The 18,633-nt window shown below is 51.9% G+C and carries 18 protein-coding genes; all 18 read left to right on the forward strand.

The features are described from left to right. Positions 1-9: 9 nt before the first annotated feature. The 18 genes from ABXT50_RS01075 to purH all read left to right on the forward strand — a co-directional run bounded on the left by ABXT50_RS01075 (position 10) and on the right by purH (position 18,570). Positions 10-1,125 (forward strand): GuaB3 family IMP dehydrogenase-related protein, encoded by a 1,116-nt coding sequence (locus ABXT50_RS01075; RefSeq protein ID WP_415274336.1) that lies wholly within the window; start codon positions 10-12, stop codon positions 1,123-1,125. Beyond that, positions 1,126-1,872, forward strand: coding sequence for an SURF1 family cytochrome oxidase biogenesis protein (locus ABXT50_RS01080; protein WP_415274337.1), 747 nt, complete (start codon positions 1,126-1,128; stop codon positions 1,870-1,872). Positions 1,873-1,984: 112 nt separating this feature from the next. Continuing rightward, on the forward strand, positions 1,985-2,749 hold the full coding sequence (locus ABXT50_RS01085; protein WP_415274338.1) for a DeoR/GlpR family DNA-binding transcription regulator: 765 nt from the start codon (positions 1,985-1,987) through the stop codon (positions 2,747-2,749). 122 nt (positions 2,750-2,871) lie between these two features. Then, complete coding sequence (locus ABXT50_RS01090; RefSeq protein ID WP_415274339.1) at positions 2,872-3,990, forward strand: PTS transporter subunit EIIC; 1,119 nt, start codon at positions 2,872-2,874, stop codon at positions 3,988-3,990. 2 nt (positions 3,991-3,992) lie between these two features. Beyond that, positions 3,993-4,307 (forward strand): PTS lactose transporter subunit IIB, encoded by a 315-nt coding sequence (locus ABXT50_RS01095; RefSeq protein WP_415274340.1) that lies wholly within the window; start codon positions 3,993-3,995, stop codon positions 4,305-4,307. Beyond that, complete coding sequence (locus ABXT50_RS01100) at positions 4,288-4,731, forward strand: PTS sugar transporter subunit IIA (RefSeq protein WP_415274341.1); 444 nt, start codon at positions 4,288-4,290, stop codon at positions 4,729-4,731. The genes ABXT50_RS01095 and ABXT50_RS01100 overlap by 20 nt, the downstream gene beginning before the upstream one ends. Before the next feature lie 85 nt (positions 4,732-4,816). Continuing rightward, positions 4,817-5,959, forward strand: coding sequence for a mannitol-1-phosphate 5-dehydrogenase (locus tag ABXT50_RS01105; RefSeq protein WP_415274342.1), 1,143 nt, complete (start codon positions 4,817-4,819; stop codon positions 5,957-5,959). 62 nt (positions 5,960-6,021) lie between these two features. Then, a complete protein-coding gene (locus ABXT50_RS01110) occupies positions 6,022-6,291 on the forward strand; it encodes an HPr family phosphocarrier protein (RefSeq protein ID WP_415274343.1) in 270 nt (89 codons plus the stop codon). Between the two features lie 2 nt (positions 6,292-6,293). Next, positions 6,294-7,925: a putative PEP-binding protein gene (locus tag ABXT50_RS01115; protein WP_415274344.1), complete on the forward strand. Its 1,632-nt coding sequence runs from the start codon at positions 6,294-6,296 to the stop codon at positions 7,923-7,925. Between the two features lie 10 nt (positions 7,926-7,935). After that, complete coding sequence (locus tag ABXT50_RS01120) at positions 7,936-8,370, forward strand: DUF3817 domain-containing protein (protein WP_415274345.1); 435 nt, start codon at positions 7,936-7,938, stop codon at positions 8,368-8,370. Further along, positions 8,367-9,920: a glutamine-hydrolyzing GMP synthase gene (guaA, locus tag ABXT50_RS01125; RefSeq protein ID WP_415274346.1), complete on the forward strand. Its 1,554-nt coding sequence runs from the start codon at positions 8,367-8,369 to the stop codon at positions 9,918-9,920. Before ABXT50_RS01120 ends, guaA begins: the two co-directional genes overlap by 4 nt. Continuing rightward, positions 9,907-10,755 carry a glycerophosphodiester phosphodiesterase gene (locus ABXT50_RS01130; protein ID WP_415274347.1) on the forward strand — a complete coding sequence of 283 codons (849 nt, stop codon included), beginning with the start codon at positions 9,907-9,909 and terminating at the stop codon, positions 10,753-10,755. The genes guaA and ABXT50_RS01130 overlap by 14 nt, the downstream gene beginning before the upstream one ends. 10 nt (positions 10,756-10,765) lie before the next feature. Then, positions 10,766-13,045, forward strand: coding sequence for an ATP-dependent helicase (locus ABXT50_RS01135; RefSeq protein WP_415274348.1), 2,280 nt, complete (start codon positions 10,766-10,768; stop codon positions 13,043-13,045). Positions 13,046-13,117: 72 nt separating this feature from the next. Next, positions 13,118-14,275 carry an ADP-forming succinate--CoA ligase subunit beta gene (sucC, locus tag ABXT50_RS01140; RefSeq protein WP_415274349.1) on the forward strand — a complete coding sequence of 386 codons (1,158 nt, stop codon included), beginning with the start codon at positions 13,118-13,120 and terminating at the stop codon, positions 14,273-14,275. A gap of 11 nt (positions 14,276-14,286) precedes the next feature. Beyond that, positions 14,287-15,174, forward strand: a complete 888-nt coding sequence (gene sucD, locus ABXT50_RS01145) for a succinate--CoA ligase subunit alpha (RefSeq protein ID WP_415274350.1) — start codon at positions 14,287-14,289, stop codon at positions 15,172-15,174. Between the two features lie 8 nt (positions 15,175-15,182). Beyond that, positions 15,183-16,430, forward strand: coding sequence for a DUF6350 family protein (locus tag ABXT50_RS01150; RefSeq protein WP_415274351.1), 1,248 nt, complete (start codon positions 15,183-15,185; stop codon positions 16,428-16,430). A 9-nt stretch (positions 16,431-16,439) separates the two neighbouring features. Beyond that, positions 16,440-17,036, forward strand: coding sequence for a phosphoribosylglycinamide formyltransferase (gene purN / locus ABXT50_RS01155; RefSeq protein ID WP_415274352.1), 597 nt, complete (start codon positions 16,440-16,442; stop codon positions 17,034-17,036). Next, complete coding sequence (gene purH, locus ABXT50_RS01160; RefSeq protein ID WP_415274353.1) at positions 17,029-18,570, forward strand: bifunctional phosphoribosylaminoimidazolecarboxamide formyltransferase/IMP cyclohydrolase; 1,542 nt, start codon at positions 17,029-17,031, stop codon at positions 18,568-18,570. Before purN ends, purH begins: the two co-directional genes overlap by 8 nt. The last annotated feature ends 63 nt before the right edge of the window (positions 18,571-18,633 follow it).

Consider the following 18,633-nt stretch of genomic DNA (forward strand, 5'->3'; position numbering starts at 1 on the left):
AATAAAAAAATGAATGAAGTAGAGATTGGCAGATCCAAGCGCGCAATCAACGGATATGCATTCGATGACATTGCAATTGTCCCAACTAGAAGGACTCGCGACCCAAGAGATGTTTCAACCAGTTGGAGCATTGACGCGTTCCAGTTCGATATGCCCGTAATTGCTGCGCCGACCGATTCGGCCATGAGCCCTGCGACCGTGATTGCACTCGGGAAGCTCGGCGGCCTCGGTGTTCTGGATTTGGAAGGTCTCTGGACCAGGTACGAGGATCCAACCAAGCAGTTGGCTGAAATCGCTAACGCCAAAGACGAGGACGCCACGGCAGTTTTGCAACGTGTCTACTCTCAACCGATTCAAGCCGAGCTCATCAAGGCTCGTCTTGGAGAAATTCGGGCCGCCGGTGTCAGGGTGGCTGGAGCACTTTCTCCACAGCGAACAGCAGAGTTTTCCGAGATCGTTTTGCAATCCGGAGTTGACATGTTCGTTATTCGTGGAAATACGGTCTCTGCGGAGCACGTTTCGCAAAGCGCAGAACCGCTAAACCTCAAGGAATTCATCTACCAGCTTGATGTTCCCGTGATTGTGGGCGGAGCAGCTACATACACCGCGGCCTTGCACCTGATGCGCACGGGTGCAGCTGGAGTTTTGGTTGGCTTTGGCGGCGGAGCGGCTAGCGCCACCAGAAAAGTTCTTGGCATTCATGCTCCAATGGCGACAGCCGTTGCGGACGTGGCTGCGGCCCGTCGCGACTACATGGATGAATCCGGCGGCCGTTACGTTCACGTCATTGCTGACGGCGGCCTCGGCACATCCGGCGACATGGTTAAGGCAATTGCCTGTGGAGCGGATGCCGTGATGCTGGGTACGGTTCTTGCAAGAGCCGGGGAAGCTCCAGGTCAAGGATGGCACTGGGGACCAGAGGCGGTAAATTCCTCACTCCCAAGAGGGCAGCGAGTATGGGTCGGCTCACACGCTCCACTCGAACAAATCTTGATGGGCCCAACTAGCTCTGCAGACGGCACCGCAAATCTAATAGGGGCGTTGCGTCGTTCTATGGCCACCACCGGCTATTCGGACGTGAAGGAATTCCAGCGCGTTGATGTAGTTGCGAATTCATACATCTAAATGAAACCGAGTTTCTTCTCGATTGCTCGCCAGCCCAAATGGCTTGGGGGGCTAGCGATAGCCGCTTTGGTGGCGATTTCTTTCGCCTTATTGATGCAATGGCAGTTGGAGCGAACTTTTAGTTATGTCGGAGTCAGTGAGCAAGAGTTAGCACCCGTTCCACTAAGTGAACTGGCCGGACTCGAAGGCATTACTCCTGGAGCTTACGATCGCCTTGCAACCGTGAACGTGTTTCTCGATCCAGAAAACTCATTTATTGTGCAAGACCGTCTTCAGCTGGTCGGCACTGACTTGGTTCCCGGCTATTGGCTAATTACCAACTCTTTTGTCGAAATTGGTGACCAATTAGTGAGCCTCACACTCGCTCTGGGCTACTCGGAGGATGTCTCTGAACTTCTTAGTCTGCAGAGCGAACTGGATAGTTCTAAGCACAGCATCACGGGCTACGTTGAGCCAAACGAACCAGTGAAAGAAACAGACTCTAAAAACTTTCTTGGTTCGGTATCTCTCGCCCAGCTTGTAAATCTCTATAGTCCTGAACAGGTAGTTAGCTACCCGATTTATTTGATTCTCAGCGAGGGCATAGATCTTCCAGTCGAGAGGATATCGATCGACATCAAGGCTCAAGAAATAGAGGTCAACTGGTTGACTGCCTTTTACGCGATCGAGTGGGCTTTTTTCGCCCTTGTGGCCTTTTATCTTTGGTGGCGACTAGTTCAGGATGAGCGGGCGCGACTCAGTACGTGACCGAATTGTTATTTTTTATTGTGGTTTTTTGCCCGTTTGTTCTTTCTGGCTGAGAAAAGCCTGCTAATTTTGCTGTTATCGGGTGAACCAGACAATTTCGGAGACGACAAAGATGTTGGCAGAAGAGCGAAGGCTACAGCTGAGCGAGTGGGCTCGAGTAGATGGTCGTGTTGACGCGAACGTAGCTGCCTCGAACTTAGATGTTGCAGTGGAGACCGTTAGAAGAGACTTAGATGTTCTTCAGCGCAGAGGTGTTTTGCGCCGCGTACACGGTGGAGCAATTTCGCTTGAGAGATTTGCCCACGAGTTTACAATCCCCGAGCGCTATGGACAGAATCCCAATCAAAAGCGTCTCGTGGCCGACGTTGCGGCCTCCTTTATCCCTGATGAGGGCTGCATCTTTGTTGATGGTGGCACAACTACTGAGTGCCTGGCTGTTTACCTTAGAGACAAGCCCGGTCTTTTGGTCGTAACTAACAACTTGACCTTGGCCGGAAAGATCGCCGATTCGACTACGCAGACTTATTTGCTTGGCGGCAAAATTAGGCCCGCCACTTTGAGCGCAGTGGGCGCTAAGACTTGTGAGGACTTGCGCGAGCTAAATGCTGCGGTGAGCTTCATTGGCGCCAACGGTTTTTCTTTAGAAGCAGGGGCCACTTCATTTGACACCGATGAGGCCTTGGTGAAAAAGACCATGATGGCTAACTCTCGGGAGCGAATCCTTTTAGTGGACAGCAGCAAGTTTGGCTCGACTTATCCGGCTAAATTTTCGGCTTTTTCAGGTTTTGACCGCATAGTGACGAACGTCGATGTTGACTCCTCGTTCACGGATGCGCTTGCGGGAAGTGGGGTCCAGATTGCTCTGGCCCAACAATAAATTTCACTGGCAGAGAAGCCAGCGGAAATGGACGGAGATAAGCCAATTGCGTGCCTGCAAGCACGCAATTGACCTGACTCTATTTGATAAATACAACCCCTTATTAGGAAGGTATAGTACCCATGGCTAATTTTATCCCCGCGGGTGACGGCACTCACACAGGCTGGAAGTCGTTTGTTCAAAAAGTCGGTGGAAACCTCGCCGGCATGGTGATCCCAAACATAGGCGCGTTTATCGCCTGGGGCTTGCTGACTGCATTATTTATCCCAACCGGCTGGCTACCAAATGAGGAGCTAAGTTCAATGGTTGGCCCGATGATCATCAACCTATTGCCAATCCTCATCGGTTACACCGGTGGACGTTTGGTTCACGGTCAGCGTGGTGCCGTCATCGGTGCCGTTGCAACCGTTGGTGTGATTGTTGGAACTTCAATTCCTATGTTCCTTGGCGCCATGCTTATTGGTCCACTGGCTGCTTGGGTATTGAAGAAGATCGATGCTGTGCTAGACCCAGTAACCCCAACCGGCTTCGAAATGTTGATTGGTAACTTCTCACTCGGAATCACCGGAATGCTTATGGCAATCCTTGGATTCCTAGGAATTGGACCAACCGTAAACGCGTTTTCCGATGTTCTTGGAAACGGTGTGAAGGTTCTAGTTGACACTGGCTTCTTGCCCTTGGCATCAATCTTGATTGAGCCAGCAAAGATCTTGTTCCTGAACAATGCCATCAACTTTGGTGTTCTGGCTCCGATCGGAGCAGTTGAAGCCGCAGAAACTGGCAAGTCAATCATGTTCATGCTTGAGTCAAACCCAGGTCCAGGACTTGGACTACTAGTTGCATTCTGGTTGGCAGGACCGAAGCTTCTTCGTGGTTCGGCTCCTGGTGCAATCGTTATCCACTTCCTCGGTGGAATCCACGAAATCTACTTCCCATACGTACTACTAAAGCCAATCGTTGTTCTTGCAGCGATTGCCGGTGGTGCAACTGGCGTTGCCACTTTCGCGGCTACTGGAGTCGGCCTCGTTGCCACCCCATCACCAGGATCGATCTTTGCCTACATGGCGATGACTCCTCCGGGGAACCACTTCGGCGTGCTTCTGGGCATCGCTTTGTCAGCGGCTGTTTCCTTCGTTGTGGCTTTCTTTATTTTGAAGGCAACTCGCGCTGGAGGCGACTCTGCAGATCTAGACGCATCAAAGGCACAGAGCAAGGCTATGAAGACCGGAGAGACTGCGTAATTATGGCGACAATATCGGGTGCCTCGGTCAAGAACATAGTTGTTGCTTGTGAGGCTGGTATGGGTTCATCTGTAATGGTTGCGAAGCAGCTTGCTAAGCAACTAAAGGCCCAAGAGGTCTCAGTGACTCATTCCCCTGTGAACCAACTGACTGAGACTGAGCACGATTTAGTTCTTTGTCACCGCGGGCTTGGCTCGAGGGCCAAGCAAGCGGTGCCGAACTCGGTTGTGATCATGTTTGACATGTTCCTAGGCGATCTAAAAATTGCTGAAATCGTGTCAAGAATTAAGTCAGGCGATGACATCAGCGATGACTGATTTAGTTCAACAGGCCGGAATAAAACTAGATGCCACAGCCTCCTCTCCGGAGGAGGCTGTGGACATCTGCGGCAAGCTGCTAGTCGAGCTAGGCGCTGTAACGAACGCTTACGCGGAAGCGATGTGGGAGCGAGAGGAAATCTTTCCCTCCGCTATAGGCATGGGCTTTGCGATTCCACACGGAACCGACGAATCGCGAGTGCACGTTATTTTCGATCAGCTGGTGTTTGTCCGATTGGCTAAGCCAATTGAGTGGGCTGATGACGAAGTTACTTGCGTTCTTGGCATCGCTTCCCAAGGCGATGGACACGTGGAGTTACTTGGCAACTTAGCCGAAATGATTCAAGACGAGGACAAGTTGGCAATCTTGCAAAACTCTCAGAACCCCGAGGAAATTGCAAAGCTGCTTCTTGGCACCGACTAGCCGTGAATCAACGTAAGAATAAATCGAAGAGCCACTGAGTAAGACAAAATCTAGTAGCACTCAGAACAGTTACAGGAGAAAAACTATGCGGGCAGTTCACTTTGGAGCCGGAAACATCGGGCGAGGCTTCATCGGGGCAGTTCTGCAAGACGCCGGTTATTTTGTGACTTTCGCTGACGTGAATAAAGAGTTGATCGACAAGTTGCGATCCTCGAATGGGTACAGCCTCATTGAACTTGGTGAAGCACAAAAAGAAACTCATTATGAAAACTTTGAAGTCTTAGATTCAACCTCCGACGAAGCCGCGCTCATAGCCGCCATCGGCCAGGCCGATGTCATTACCGCGTCGGTTGGTACGAATATTCTGCCCGCTATTGCGTCAGTGATTGCGCGGGGAATTCAAGCACGCATGAGTGACTCGCCGCTTGTGATTATGGCCTGTGAAAATGCGATTAATGCCACGGATGTTTTGAGCTCCAAGATTCTAGAGACACTTGAGAGACTCCCAAAAAACGTCTTTTTTGCTAACACCGCTGTCGACCGCATCGTCCCAATGCAACGGGCAGACACTGAGCCAGACGTCGCTGCGGAAAGGTTTTGCGAATGGGTCATCGATAAAAGTGGGCTAGCTGGTACAAACCTAGAGATTCCCGCGGCAACCTTGGTTGATGATCTACAGCCTTTTATTGAGCGCAAGCTTTATACGGTGAACACGGCGCACTTGACAATTGCATACTTGGGTCAGCGTCATGGCCATGGCACTATTGCCGAGTCAATAAGGGACCCGATTGTTCGAGATATTGTTGCCAGAGTCATGGAAGAGACTTCCATGGTTCTAGTCACTAAGCACGGCTTTGATTCGGGTGACCATGCAAATTATGTCCGCAAGACCCTACTGCGCCTTGCAAACCCTTTGCTGGATGACCAGGTCGAGCGTGTTGGTAGGCAGCCGTTGAGAAAGCTGTCTAGGTTCGAGCGCCTTATCGGGCCGGCAGCGCTTTTGGCTGAGCTGGGCGAGAAGCCCAGCGCGCTGCTAGAAGTGGTTGAGGCATCTTTGGAATTCTCAAGTCAAAACGACCCTGAGGTGAAGTTACTGAGCTCCAAGCTTGGCGAATTGTCACCATGGGAATTCGCGTCACAGATTTGTGGAATCCCTCATGATCATCCATTGGCTTCCTCGCTAGAGCAGGCAATCGCAAAACATCAGGGGACACTTAGTCACAAATGACCAGCCGGCATCACGCCGGGAGTTAGTTAGAATTTTTTACTAGAACCTTGAAGGAGAAATCAATGGCCACAATAAAAGGCTCCCTTACCGTGTTGGATCCAATCGGCCTTCACGCAAGACCAGCCGGCCAAATCGTGAAGCTGGTCAAGGAGTCAGGGCTTGAAGTTCGAATTGGGAAAGCCGGCCAGGAGTTAGCGAAAGCAAACTCCCCGCTTCGCATGATGGCCCTAAAGGCCAAGACGGGCGAAGAGTTGAATATTGAAGTCGACTCTGATGACGAAGTATTAGCCACTGACCTGATCGCCCAGGTCCAAGAGTTTTTGAAGGGTTAGATTTGCTAGACAGCGGCACAATTCTTACAGGCATGGGCGTGGGCCTTGGCTCCGTCGCCGCCGAAGTATTTCGAGTAAAGCCAGTTACTACGCTGCCTTTGGCAGCCAAGCACTCTGGTGACGAAGCTCTGGAGCTAGAAAACTTAAAGGCTGCCATCTCGGCAGTGTCACTGGAGATGAATGCTCTGGCCGAAGAGGCCGGCGATATTTCGGCTGAAATTTTTGAAGCGCTGATCATGCTTCTGGAAGACGAAGAGCTATTCGAAACCGCCTCGGTCCAGATTTCCCAGGGCTGGAATGCGGGCACCGCTTTTATTAACGCGGTCGAAGAATACGCGAATATTTTTGCAGGAGACGCTACTTTCGAGGAGCGACTAAACGATATCCGTGACCTTGCCAGAAGGGTTGCTGCTTCGATTGCTGGCATCTCACTCGGATTGGATATTCCGACCACCGGAAGGTTTGTAATCGTTGGCGAGGACTTCTCACCGGCTGATACGGCGCAATTCACTGAGGCAGTTGTCGGAGTGGTCACCATTCAGGGTGGCCCAACCTCTCACACTGCAATTATCTGCAGATCAAAATCGATTCCAGCGGTAGTTTCATGCCAGCAGGCCCAAGACCTGGTTGACGGAATGCGAGTGCTAGTTGACCCGGTGGGCGATCGAGTTGTGGTGGATGGCCAAGAAAGCGACATTACCGAAGCTCTGTCCTTCATCGCAAAAAGCGACGACCCAATTATTCCGGTGCGTGCAAACATTGGTTCGCTGGAGGACGCAATTGCCGCCAGTGCTTCGGCGGCTGACGGGGTAGGGCTATTTAGAACTGAGCTACTTTATTTGTCCGCCAAGACCCAGCCGACTAAGCAGGCTCAGGTCGCTAGCTACACAGAGATTCTGAAGGCGGCCCCAGTGGGGCCAATTGTTGTCCGCACCATCGATGCCGGCAGCGACAAACCGGTTCCGTTTTTGGACATGGGCGACGAAGAAAATCCAGCACTTGGCGTCCGGGGATATCGCCTGATAGAGAATCACCGAAACTTCATTGTCGACCAGCTAGAAAGCCTGGAAGTCGCAAGAGAGCAATCTGGACGAGAAGTTTGGGTGATGGCCCCGATGGTTTCGACTTACCCCGAGGCAATTGAGTTCGCGGAGCTTGCCAGGAAAGCCGGAAACTTCAAGGTTGGAATCATGGTGGAAACACCGAGCATCGTTTATCAGATTGCGCAGTTGGCTGGCGTCCTGGACTTTATCTCGGTGGGCACCAATGACTTATCACAATATTTATTTGCTGCTGATCGCATGAATCCCGCCCTAGGGGCGATGCTAAATCCATGGCAACCGGCGCTATTGAGAGCGCTGGAGCAAATTGCTACCGTCAGCCAAAAGGCTGGTGTTTCTTCCGGAGTTTGCGGTGAGAGCGCGTCAGATCCGGCGTTCGCCGTAGTTCTTGCCGGCATGGGGTTTCAGTCAGTGTCTTCGTCTCGTTCGCAGGTGGGGATCGTGAGACAGGCCTTGAGCTCTGTGACAAAGGAACAGGCCAAAGAAGTTTTTGAGGCGGCCCTTACTGGCCTGGACGCCGATCAGGCAAAATCTGCGGCCCTTCAAGCCCTTGCGGCATTCTCAGCCAAGTAAACTCAAGAGCATGTCAAGCCCGAATCCAGCTCAAGTTCCTCAAATCAAAAAAATTCTCCGTTTTTATAAAGCATCTTCTTATGTAACGGGTGGGTTCTTGATTTTGCTCATGATTACGTGGGGTATTCGACGCTTGCCATTTTTAGGTTTTGATCTTTGGCTGCTCGGCCCAAATGGGTTTTTTAGCTTTGAACAATACGGCGTTGATGGCGAAGGCTTACCCGATGTCGGTTTCAATCTGACAGTTTGGATCTTAATTATCCACGGTTGGCTCTACGTGGTTTATCTATTCGCCGACTTTAGAATCTGGACCCTCATGCGCTGGTCATTCACCAGGTTCTTGCTGATTGCCCTCGGAGGCGTTGTTCCGTTCCTGAGCTTTTATACCGAGAACCGCTACGCCAAGATGGCTCATGAGCAGCTGTCAAAACTGGAGGGCAAATGAAGCCGGTTCTAGTCGTTGACTTTGGTGCTCAGTACGCCCAGCTAATAGCGAGGCGCGTCAGGGAAGCCAGTGTTTATTCTGAAATTGTCCACCACAGTGTCACAGCTGCTGAGATTGCAGCCAAGGAACCGGCCGCAATTATTCTTTCCGGCGGTCCTTCAAGTGTCTATGAAGAGGGGTCGCCATCGCTTGATCCAAAGATCTTGGAACTTGGAATCCCAATTCTCGGTATTTGCTATGGCTTCCAAGTTCTTGCATATCATTTAGGTGGTCGAGTAGACAAGACTGGCAAGAAAGAATTCGGTGGGACGCATCTCACGGTGAACCAGTCTGGAACGCTTTTGGGTGACCAACCACTATCCCAGGTTTGCTGGATGAGTCATGGTGATCAGGTCGTTCAGGCTCCTGAAGGTTTCGACGTTTTAGCTTCCACCGCCACAACCCCAGTTGCAGCCTTCGAGTCCAAAGAGCGCAAAATTTACGGAGTTCAATGGCACCCAGAGGTGGTTCACTCTGACCAGGGTCAACGAGTACTAGAAAACTTTCTATATGTTGGGGCGGGTATTGAGCCAACTTGGAATTCTGGAAATGTAATCGCCGAGCAGGTTGCGAAAATTCGCGCGCAGGTTGGAGATGCCAGGGTTATTTGCGGACTGTCCGGAGGGGTCGACTCTGCGGTTGCCGCGGCTCTTGTTCATAGGGCCATTGGGGACCAGCTAACGGCCGTATTCGTTGACCACGGTTTATTGCGCGAGGGCGAAAAAGAACAGGTTGAGCGCGACTACGTCGCGGCAACGGGCATCAGGTTAGTAACCGAAAGCGCTGAAGATGTCTTTTTATCGGCGCTGGCCGGTGTCAGTGATCCAGAGCAAAAGCGCAAGATCATCGGACGCGAGTTTATCCGGAGCTTTGAGAAGGCTGAGCAGAAGCTCATCGCCGAGGCTAAAGCTGATAATAGACCAATAAAGTTTTTGGTTCAGGGAACGCTTTATCCGGATGTAGTTGAATCTGGAGGTGGGGCAACAGCTGGAATTAAGAGCCACCACAATGTCGGCGGTCTTCCCGAGGACCTGCAATTCGAGCTCATCGAGCCTCTTCGCGAATTGTTTAAGGACGAAGTTCGGGCAATCGGTTCCGAGTTAGGGCTTCCGGACGAAATAGTCTCCAGGCAGCCGTTCCCAGGCCCCGGTCTCGGAATACGAATTGTCGGCGAGGTTACAAAAGAACGACTTGATCTACTTCGTATGGCCGATGCAATTGTTCGAGAAGAGCTCACGGCAGCCGGAAAAGACGCTGAAATCTGGCAGTGCCCGGTAGTTCTTTTGGCAGACGTGCGCTCGGTGGGGGTTCAGGGAGACGGCCGAAGCTACGGGCACCCAATTGTGCTTCGGCCGGTTTCTTCGGAAGACGCAATGACTGCAGACTGGTCCAGGTTGCCCTACGACCTGTTGGCAAAGATTTCTAATCGAATTACCAATGAAGTCCCCGATGTCAATCGAGTCGTGTTGGACATCACTTCAAAGCCTCCGGGCACGATTGAGTGGGAGTAGCGTGCTGGTTTTTGGTCACCGCGGGGCGTGCGGATATCTTCCGGAAAACACCATCGAATCGATGGAACTCGCTTTTGAACAGGGTGCGGATGCCGTGGAGTTCGATGTGGTCTTCACCAAGGACGGTCAAGCAATTATTCGCCACGACCTAGATCTTTCTAGCACTACCGACATCAACGACCACAGCTTTTTGTCTACCAAGATTGACCAACTCACAAAGGCAGACGTCTCAAGGCTACGAGCCAAGGAGAGGTATCCAGATGGCAGGGTTGATTCAGCGAGCCAAGATGGTAAGTACTTTGTGCCAACCCTCCGCCAGTTGTTGGCAAACCAGCAATTCAATGGCAAGCATCTGATCATCGAAATAAAGCACGGTGCGCATTTTGAGGCTATTGGAGTCGATCCAATCCAGGAGGTAAAGGCACTGCTTAAGCAGAGCGATTGGTCCAACCGCGGTATGAAAATTAGCCTCGAGAGCTTTGAGTTCGAATTTCTACTCAGAGCGAAACTTGAGATTGGCTCGGATATTAATTACGTATTTCTAAGCGCTAGGGACACCCTCCCTAAGGGCGTCACCGAACTAACGGACGAGTTACTCGCCGAAATTGCCGACAACTTCGATGCTGTTTCTGTTGCGATGTCCATGGTCCTGACTGGTGACCTTGTGGCGAGGGCAAAAAAGATGGGCCTCGATATCTATGCTTTCACGGCTCGCTTAGAGACAGCCGAAGGAAATGTCGAAAAATGGTTTGAACGTCTTGTTTCGACTGGAGTCGATGGAATCTTTGCCGATCAGCCTGACCTGTTACTTAAAACTGTAGCCGACCTGACCTAAACTACGTGCGATGTCGTTAGAGATTTTTGAGCAGCCGAACCCGGATGATTTACTAACCGGATTAAACCCGCAGCAGCAGCAGGCGGTGCGATACCGCGGACGAGCACTGCTAATTGTGGCTGGAGCGGGCTCCGGTAAGACCAGAGTGCTAACTCACCGCATGGCACACATGTTAGCCAATAAGGAAATCTGGCCATCTCAGATTCTCGCCATTACTTTCACGAATAAAGCTGCAGCCGAAATGAGAGAACGGGTAGAGAGCCTTATCGGGCAAGCCGGGCAGGGTATGTGGCTGAAGACCTTCCATTCTGCTTGCCTTCAAATTCTTAGGCGCGAAGCCCAGCGCCTCGGCCATGACTCAAACTTCAGCGTCTATGACACTGGTGACACTCGTGCCTTACTCAAGCGACTCCTTCGAGAAGCCGGTGCGGAAGACGCGGACATAAAACCGTCGCAGGCCGCCGCAATTATTTCTAATGCGAAAAACGAATTGAAGGACGCCGACGATTTCGCTCGAAACGCAGATCGTTCGAACCCCAGAGAACGTTTGGTTGCCGAGGTATTCCAGGCCTACACTTCCGAACTGCGCCGAAATAATGCTTTTGATTTTGATGACCTAATTGGCGAAACAGTTGGCCTATTTCAGGCGTTTCCGGAACTTCGCGCTAGGTATCAAAAACGATTCCGTCACGTGCTTGTCGACGAATACCAAGACACTAACCATGCCCAATACGCACTAATTCGCGAATTCACCAGGCCATTGCCAGAGGAACATGCAATTTTTGACGAGCAAACCGGCGAAGTGCTTGGCCCGGCTGATCTAACCGTGGTTGGAGACTCGGACCAGTCAATTTATGCATTCCGTGGGGCTTCGATCAGAAACATTACAGAGTTTGAGCGCGATTTCCCGGGAGCAGAAACTATCTTGCTCGAGCAAAATTACCGCTCCACTCAAAACATACTTTCGGCTGCGAACGCGGTTATTTCACAAAACCCTTATCGGCCGGCTAAAAACCTTTGGACTGATTCGGGTGCCGGGGACAAGATAACCATGTTCACTGCCTACGACGAACGAAATGAAGCGGCTTTTGTCGTCGATCGGGTCAAGAAGCTGCACGACGAGGGCATTAATTATCGAGACATAGCTGTCCTTTATCGAACCAACTCATTAACCCCATCTTTGGAGGCTGAACTCAAGAGTCAGCAGATTCCGTATGCGGTTATCGGAGGCTTGAAGTTTTTCGAGCGTCGAGAAATCAAGGACGCATTGGCCTATTTGTCCGCAATTTCAAATGGGCGTAACGATGAGGCTGTAAGAAGAGTCATAAACATCCCAACACGTGGCATCGGGCAGAAGACTGAGCTAAAGATTGCTCAGTTTGCCAGGACAAACGACATGAGCTTCCGACAAGCACTCTTGTTTGCCGCCGACTTGCAACTTGGGCCGAAGCTCCAAGCGTCTGTGATGGCATTTGGGGAATTGCTGAACGAATTAGAGGCAATGACCGTTACTGATGGCCCAGCCGAGGTTTTGAAGGTAGCGCTTGCTAGGAGCGGGTATCGCTCTGAGCTCGAGCTATCCAGGGACCCCCAAGATGAAGCCAGGGTTGAAAACTTAGATGCCTTGCTCGGGCAATTATTCGAGTGGCAAGCTCAGTTCCCAGAGGGCACTGTCGCTGACTATCTTGCTGAAGTCACGCTTTCGGCAGCTGCCGATGAGATTGAAGATGAATCCGGCAGCATTTCTCTGATGACCCTTCATACCGCCAAGGGGCTTGAGTATCAGGTTGTATTTATGATTGGCCTGGAGCAGGGAACATTGCCTCACATCAGGTCTTTTGATGAACCCGGTGGCCTGCAGGAGGAGCGCAGGTTGATGTATGTCGGTATGACCCGGGCCCGCGAGCGATTATTCATCTCTCATGCCCTCCAACGAACAGTTTTTGGAAACACCTCTGGGTTCACGACCTCCATGTTCTTAGCTGACATACCCCAGGAGCTAGTTGAGGCCGAGGGAACCGAACGATCAACCGATAGAGCTTATGAGCGGTCGGTTGGCTTCACAAGAGAGCCTTCCAAGTGGAAGGGCGCGATTAACTCACCGAGTGCGGTCCGTGACAACAAGGACCTTGAGCTTTCAGTGGGTGATCGAGTCAATCACGACACTTTCGGTGAGGGCTCTGTAGTCAGTGTCTCGGGTCAAAATCCGAGACAAACCGCCGAGGTGCGTTTTGAATCGGGGGTCTCAAAACGTCTTCTAGTCAAAATGGCACCAATAACCAAGCTCTAGTTTGGAAATGCTTTTTTTCAATCACTAGACTTTAGAAGATTAAACGTCGGCTAAAAAAACTGAAAGACCAAAGTGGATCTATTTGAATATCAAGCCCGCGACCTTTTTGAAAAACACGGAGTTCCGGTTTTACAGGGTCGAATTGCAGACACACCTGAAGAAGCGGAGGCAGCAGCTACCGCTATTGGCGGCACTGTCGTTGTTAAAGCCCAGGTAAAAACTGGAGGGCGCGGCAAGGCCGGCGGTGTAAAAGTGGCTCACAGCCCAGCCGAGGCCCGGCAAAAAGCCGAAGAAATTCTTGGACTCGACATCAAAGGCCATGTTGTAAAGCGCCTAATGATTGCGGAGGGCGCCAAGATCGCTCAGGAGTTTTACTTCTCAGTGCTTCTGGATCGCTCAAACCGAACCTTCTTGTCACTTTGTTCTGTTGAGGGCGGCATGGAGATCGAGCAGCTTGCCGTTGAACGCCCAGACGCTTTGGCAAAGATTCCGGTCTCCGCTGTTACCGGCATAGACAAGGCTTTGGCCATGGAAATTGCGATGGCCGGCAGGTTCCCAGAAGAACTCATTGACTCAGTGAGTGATGTAATCCTCAAGCTCTATGACGTTTTCGTAAAAGAAGATGCGACCTTGGTTGAGGTAAACCCGCTTGTTCTTACCGAAGACGGCCAAATTCTTGCTCTCGACGGCAAAATCACCCTCGATGAAAACTCGGATTTCCGTCACGAACGCGATGACATGGAGCGCGATGCGCTCGACCCACTGGAAGCCAAAGCTAAGGCGATGGATCTGAACTACGTCAAGCTAGACGGCGAAGTGGGGATCATCGGAAACGGTGCCGGACTTGTTATGTCCACGCTGGACGTCGTAGCTTACGCCGGAGAGGCAAACGGCGGAGTGAAGCCCGCCAACTTCTTGGATATCGGCGGCGGAGCCTCCGCAGAGGTAATGGCCGCTGGTCTGGATGTAATTCTGAACGACCCACAGGTCAAAAGCGTGTTTGTGAACGTCTTTGGCGGCATCACGGCGTGTGACGCCGTTGCTAACGGCATCGTTGGAGCCCTCAATACTCTTGGCGCCAGGGCCTCTAAGCCGCTAGTTGTAAGGCTCGACGGAAACAACGTTGAAGAAGGCCGCACCATTTTGAAGGAATTCAACCACCCGCTAGTGGCACTTGCGGACACCATGGATGGTGGGGCTAATACCGCCGCTGAACTTGCGAACGGCTAAGGGGCTAAAAAATGGCAATCTTTCTAAACTCAGATTCTAAAATCATCGTTCAGGGCATGACTGGTGCTGAAGGCATGAAGCACACCCAGCGCATGCTGGCTGGTGGATCAAACATCGTTGGCGGAGTAAATCCTCGCAAGGCCGGCGAAACTGTCGAAGTCGAGGGCAAGTCCCTTCCGGTTTTCGGCAGTGTCGCAGAGGCAATGACGGCAACCGGGGCAAACGTTTCTGTTATTTTCGTGCCGCCGGCTTTTGCGAAGCAGGCAATCGTCGAAGCGATAGATGCCGAGATTCCACTCGCAGTAGCTATCACGGAGGGAATCCCAGTTCACGACTCAGCTTCGGCTTGGGCATACAACGTCGAAAAGGGACTAAAGACCAGACTCATTGGCCCAAATTGTCCTGGAATCATTAGTCCTGGTGAGTCAAATGCTGGAATCACCCCTTGGAACATCACTGGTAAGGGACCGATTGGTTTGGTTTCTAAGTCCGGAACTCTCACCTACCAGATGATGTTTGAGCTAAGAGACATTGGCTTCACCACCGGAATCGGTATTGGCGGAGACCCTGTTATTGGGACCACTCACATCGATGCTCTAGAGGCATTTGAGAATGACCCAGAGACCAAGGCGATTGTTTTGATCGGTGAAATTGGCGGCGACAGCGAAGAGAAGGCAGCGGAGTACATCTCTAAGCACGTCACCAAGCCGGTTGTTGCCTACGTGGCAGGATTTACCGCCCCAGAGGGCAAGACCATGGGACACGCGGGCGCGATTGTTTCTGGCTCCGCTGGAACGGCCCAAGGCAAAAAAGAGGCGTTCGAAGCAGTAGGTGTCAAGGTTGGCAAGACGCCATCGGAGACCGCCACCTTGATGCGCGACATTATCGCCAACCTATAGCGCCAGCCGTGAACCGGGGGCTTAGTTTTGCAATAGCCGCTCTGCAGGCTTTGATCATCATTGCCACTGTGGTGGGGCTGATAATTGCTCCTCTCACACTTGCCTGGTTTATCGAGGGCAATGGACAAGTTGAATGGGTCTTGGCGCTCAGGGTGGCTGTTTACGCTTTCTTGTTAGCATGCGGAGTTCCCATTGGCTTCGCAGACGGTGAGATCCTCGGTATCAGTTTTGGGGCCTTCTTCCTCACAGCACTGCCACTGGGGCTAACCGGCCTGATCGTTCTCATGGCAATCAGAATCGGTCATCGACTATCGGCCGCCGCTTCGCTTTGGCCAGCCTGGCTAGGTGGTTCGCTGGCTTTTGGTGGAATCAGCTACGGCGCCTCATTACTGGTGGCAGACGATTCGGTGATTGCGGGCACCTGGGAACCGCTTTATTACCCGGCAATATTTTTTGGATTAATACTGATTGCGTCTTCCGTGATCGGTCGAAGATTTGAGCTGTTCGAGGGCGCCAATGGTCCAGAGGCCAGGGAGCGCATCTGGGTCAGAAGACTTTTTGCTAGCGCATACGCGAAGTTGCACTGGTCAATTCGAACCGCACTAAATCCGGGTGTCAGAGTCGGGTTGTCGGTTGTGGCAGTTTTGATTTTTTCAAGCTCGGCTCTGATTGCTCTTGGTTTAGGTTTCGGTTGGGTTCAAGTGATAGGACTTTACCAAGGTCTGGGGCTCAGTATTTTAGGTGGAGTCATGGTGACTATTGGTCAGTTGGCAATTCTGCCAAACCTAATTGTCTATGGAGCATCTTGGATTTCCGGTGCAGGATTTGCAATCGGAACTGGCTCCCACGTGTCGCCTTTTGCCTCAGAGCTCGGGCCACTTCCGGCGCTCCCAGTGTTTGCGGCGTTACCAACCGGAGGGTTTGAGCGAGGTCTTATATTTGTCTTGATTCCTGTAGCGGCCGCACTTTTGGCAACGTTTTTCGTTGCCAGACATGCGGATCAATTGCGCTGGGAATATGGCACAAGACTAAGCGGGGCTCTGTCGATCTCATTGGTTGCTGCCTCTAGCGCAGCTATCACTGTCTTCCTGGTAAGCCAGGCGGCATCAGGTAGCTTTGGCCCGGGTCGGTTTGAAACCGTTGGGGCCAATCCGCTTATGTTCGCCGCGGTGGTGTTTGTTGAGGTCTTAGTGCCGAGCTTCTTAGCCGCTCTAGTAATTGCTAAGCCATACGGCGACGCTTCCGAGCGAAAGTAGACTGAGGCAATGTTCTCGGTCGTAGTGATTATTTCAGGTGGCGGTTCAAATCTTCGTGCGCTTTTGACGGCGGCGGCCAGCCCGCTCTACCCGGCTAAGGTGGTCGCGGTTGGTTCCGATAAGGCTGCTTCGGGTCTAGAGCACGCCGAGGAGTTTGGGGTTCCAACTTTCGTTGTTGAACCTTCAAGGTTTGAAAGTCGTGAAGCCTGGGCGGAGGTCTTGCTTTCAAATATAGAATTCCACAAGCCGGATTTAGTGGTTCTAGCCGGATTCATGAAGGTGCTGCCGGCAAACATCGTCAACAAGCTCACGCCAAGAATGATTAATCTGCACCCATCGTTGTTACCCGATTTTCCAGGCGCACATGCCGTTGCCGACGCCTTAGCAGCTGGGGCCTCGGTGACTGGCGCAACCATTCACATCGTCGATGAAGGGGTGGACACTGGCAGGATTTTGACTCAGGCCAGCATGGCTGTCACTCCTGGCATCTCAGAAATTGATTTGCATGATCAGATTAAACTTATGGAACGAGAGCAGCTAGTTCAAGTGGTTCAAGACATTGCAACCGGAGTGCTCTTGCTTGCCGAAAAGGAGCAAAGTGCCTGATGTAGTGGCCATAAAAAGGGCGTTGATTTCGGTGTCGGATAAGACCGGTTTGATTGAGCTAGCGACGGCTCTGACTGCGGCCGGTGTCCAACTAGTGTCAACCGGCTCCACTGCTAAACAAATCGCGTTGGCTGGTATGGACGTAAGAGAAGTCAGTGAAGTCACCGGCTTTCCTGAAAGCTTGGGCGGCCGGGTAAAGACGCTACACCCGGCTATCCACGGCGGCATTCTCGCCGATCTAAGACTTGAAAAGCATAATCAAGAGCTTGCAGAGCTAAACATCGAAGCGTTTCAGCTCGTGGTTGTGAACCTTTATCCTTTCGTTGAAACCGTTTCTAGCGGAACCACCGGCGATGCGGCCATCGAGCAGATTGATATCGGCGGACCCGCTATGGTTCGGGCTGCCGCCAAAAACCACGCAAATGTGGCAATAATCGTCAACCCAAAGAACTACCAGCTCTTGATCGAAGCGCTTGATGACGGTGGCACGAGCCTAAAGTTTCGGCAACAACTTGCTCAGCAAGCATTTGCTCACACTGCTGGCTACGACTCGGCCGTCGCAAGCTTCCTGGCTCGCGAATTCGGTGAAGAGACGACCTCAGAATCGATCAACATTTCTCTCACGAAAGACCAAGACTTGAGATATGGCGAGAACTCTCATCAGCAGGCAGCTCTTTATTTGTCCGCCGACTCTTCTGGTGTGGCAACGGCCATTCAGCATTCCGGCAAACAGATGAGCTACAACAACTTTGTTGATGCGGATGCTGCTCTTAGGGCAGCCTTCGATTTTCAGGCCCCCGCGGTTGCGATCATCAAGCACGCTAACCCTTGTGGAATTGCCACCGGTGAAGATGTGGCGAACGTTTACCAGGCTGCACATAACACTGATCCGGTGTCTGCCTTCGGAGGTGTGATTGCCAGCAACAGCGAAGTTACCGAGGCAATGGCCCTAGCCGTTGTTGAAGTCTTCACAGAGGTCATAATCGCGCCTTCGTTCGGCCCGACAGCTCTCGAAATACTGAAAAAGAAAAAGAACTTGAGAATTTTGGAGCTTTCGACTTCTTATGTCAGAGCCGCGCTAGATATTCGGCAGGTATCGGGCGGCATGCTTGTGCAGGACTCAGACGGCTTTGAAGGCCTGGACACTCAGAGTTGGCAATTGGTAGCCGGCAAGGGCGTCGATGCCGCTCAGATGCTTGATTTAGAGTTTGCATGGATTGCTTGCCGGTCCGTGAAATCTAACGCAATCCTGCTAGCTAAGAATCAGGCCGCTGTTGGGATTGGTATGGGTCAGGTCAACAGACTGGATTCTTGTAGGCTCGCGGTCGCAAGGGCTGGTGAAAGAGTGGTGGGTTCGGTCGCGGCGTCGGACGCATTTTTCCCATTCGCCGATGGCCTTCAGGTGCTTATAGATGCCGGAGTGTCGGCAGTTGTGCAGCCGGGTGGAAGCGTTCGAGACGAGGAAGTGATCGCCGCTGCTAGTGAAGCCGGCGTTAGCATGTACTTCACGGGCGAAAGACATTTTTTCCACTAGAAATAATCCCAGCGCACCAAATGTTTACGAGTAAGGCCGATTGGCCAAAATTACAGCAGAGAG

Origin of the sequence: Aquiluna sp. Uisw_065, from assembly GCF_047731275.1 — a bacterium.
Taxonomy (GTDB): Bacteria; Actinomycetota; Actinomycetes; order Actinomycetales; family Microbacteriaceae; genus Aquiluna.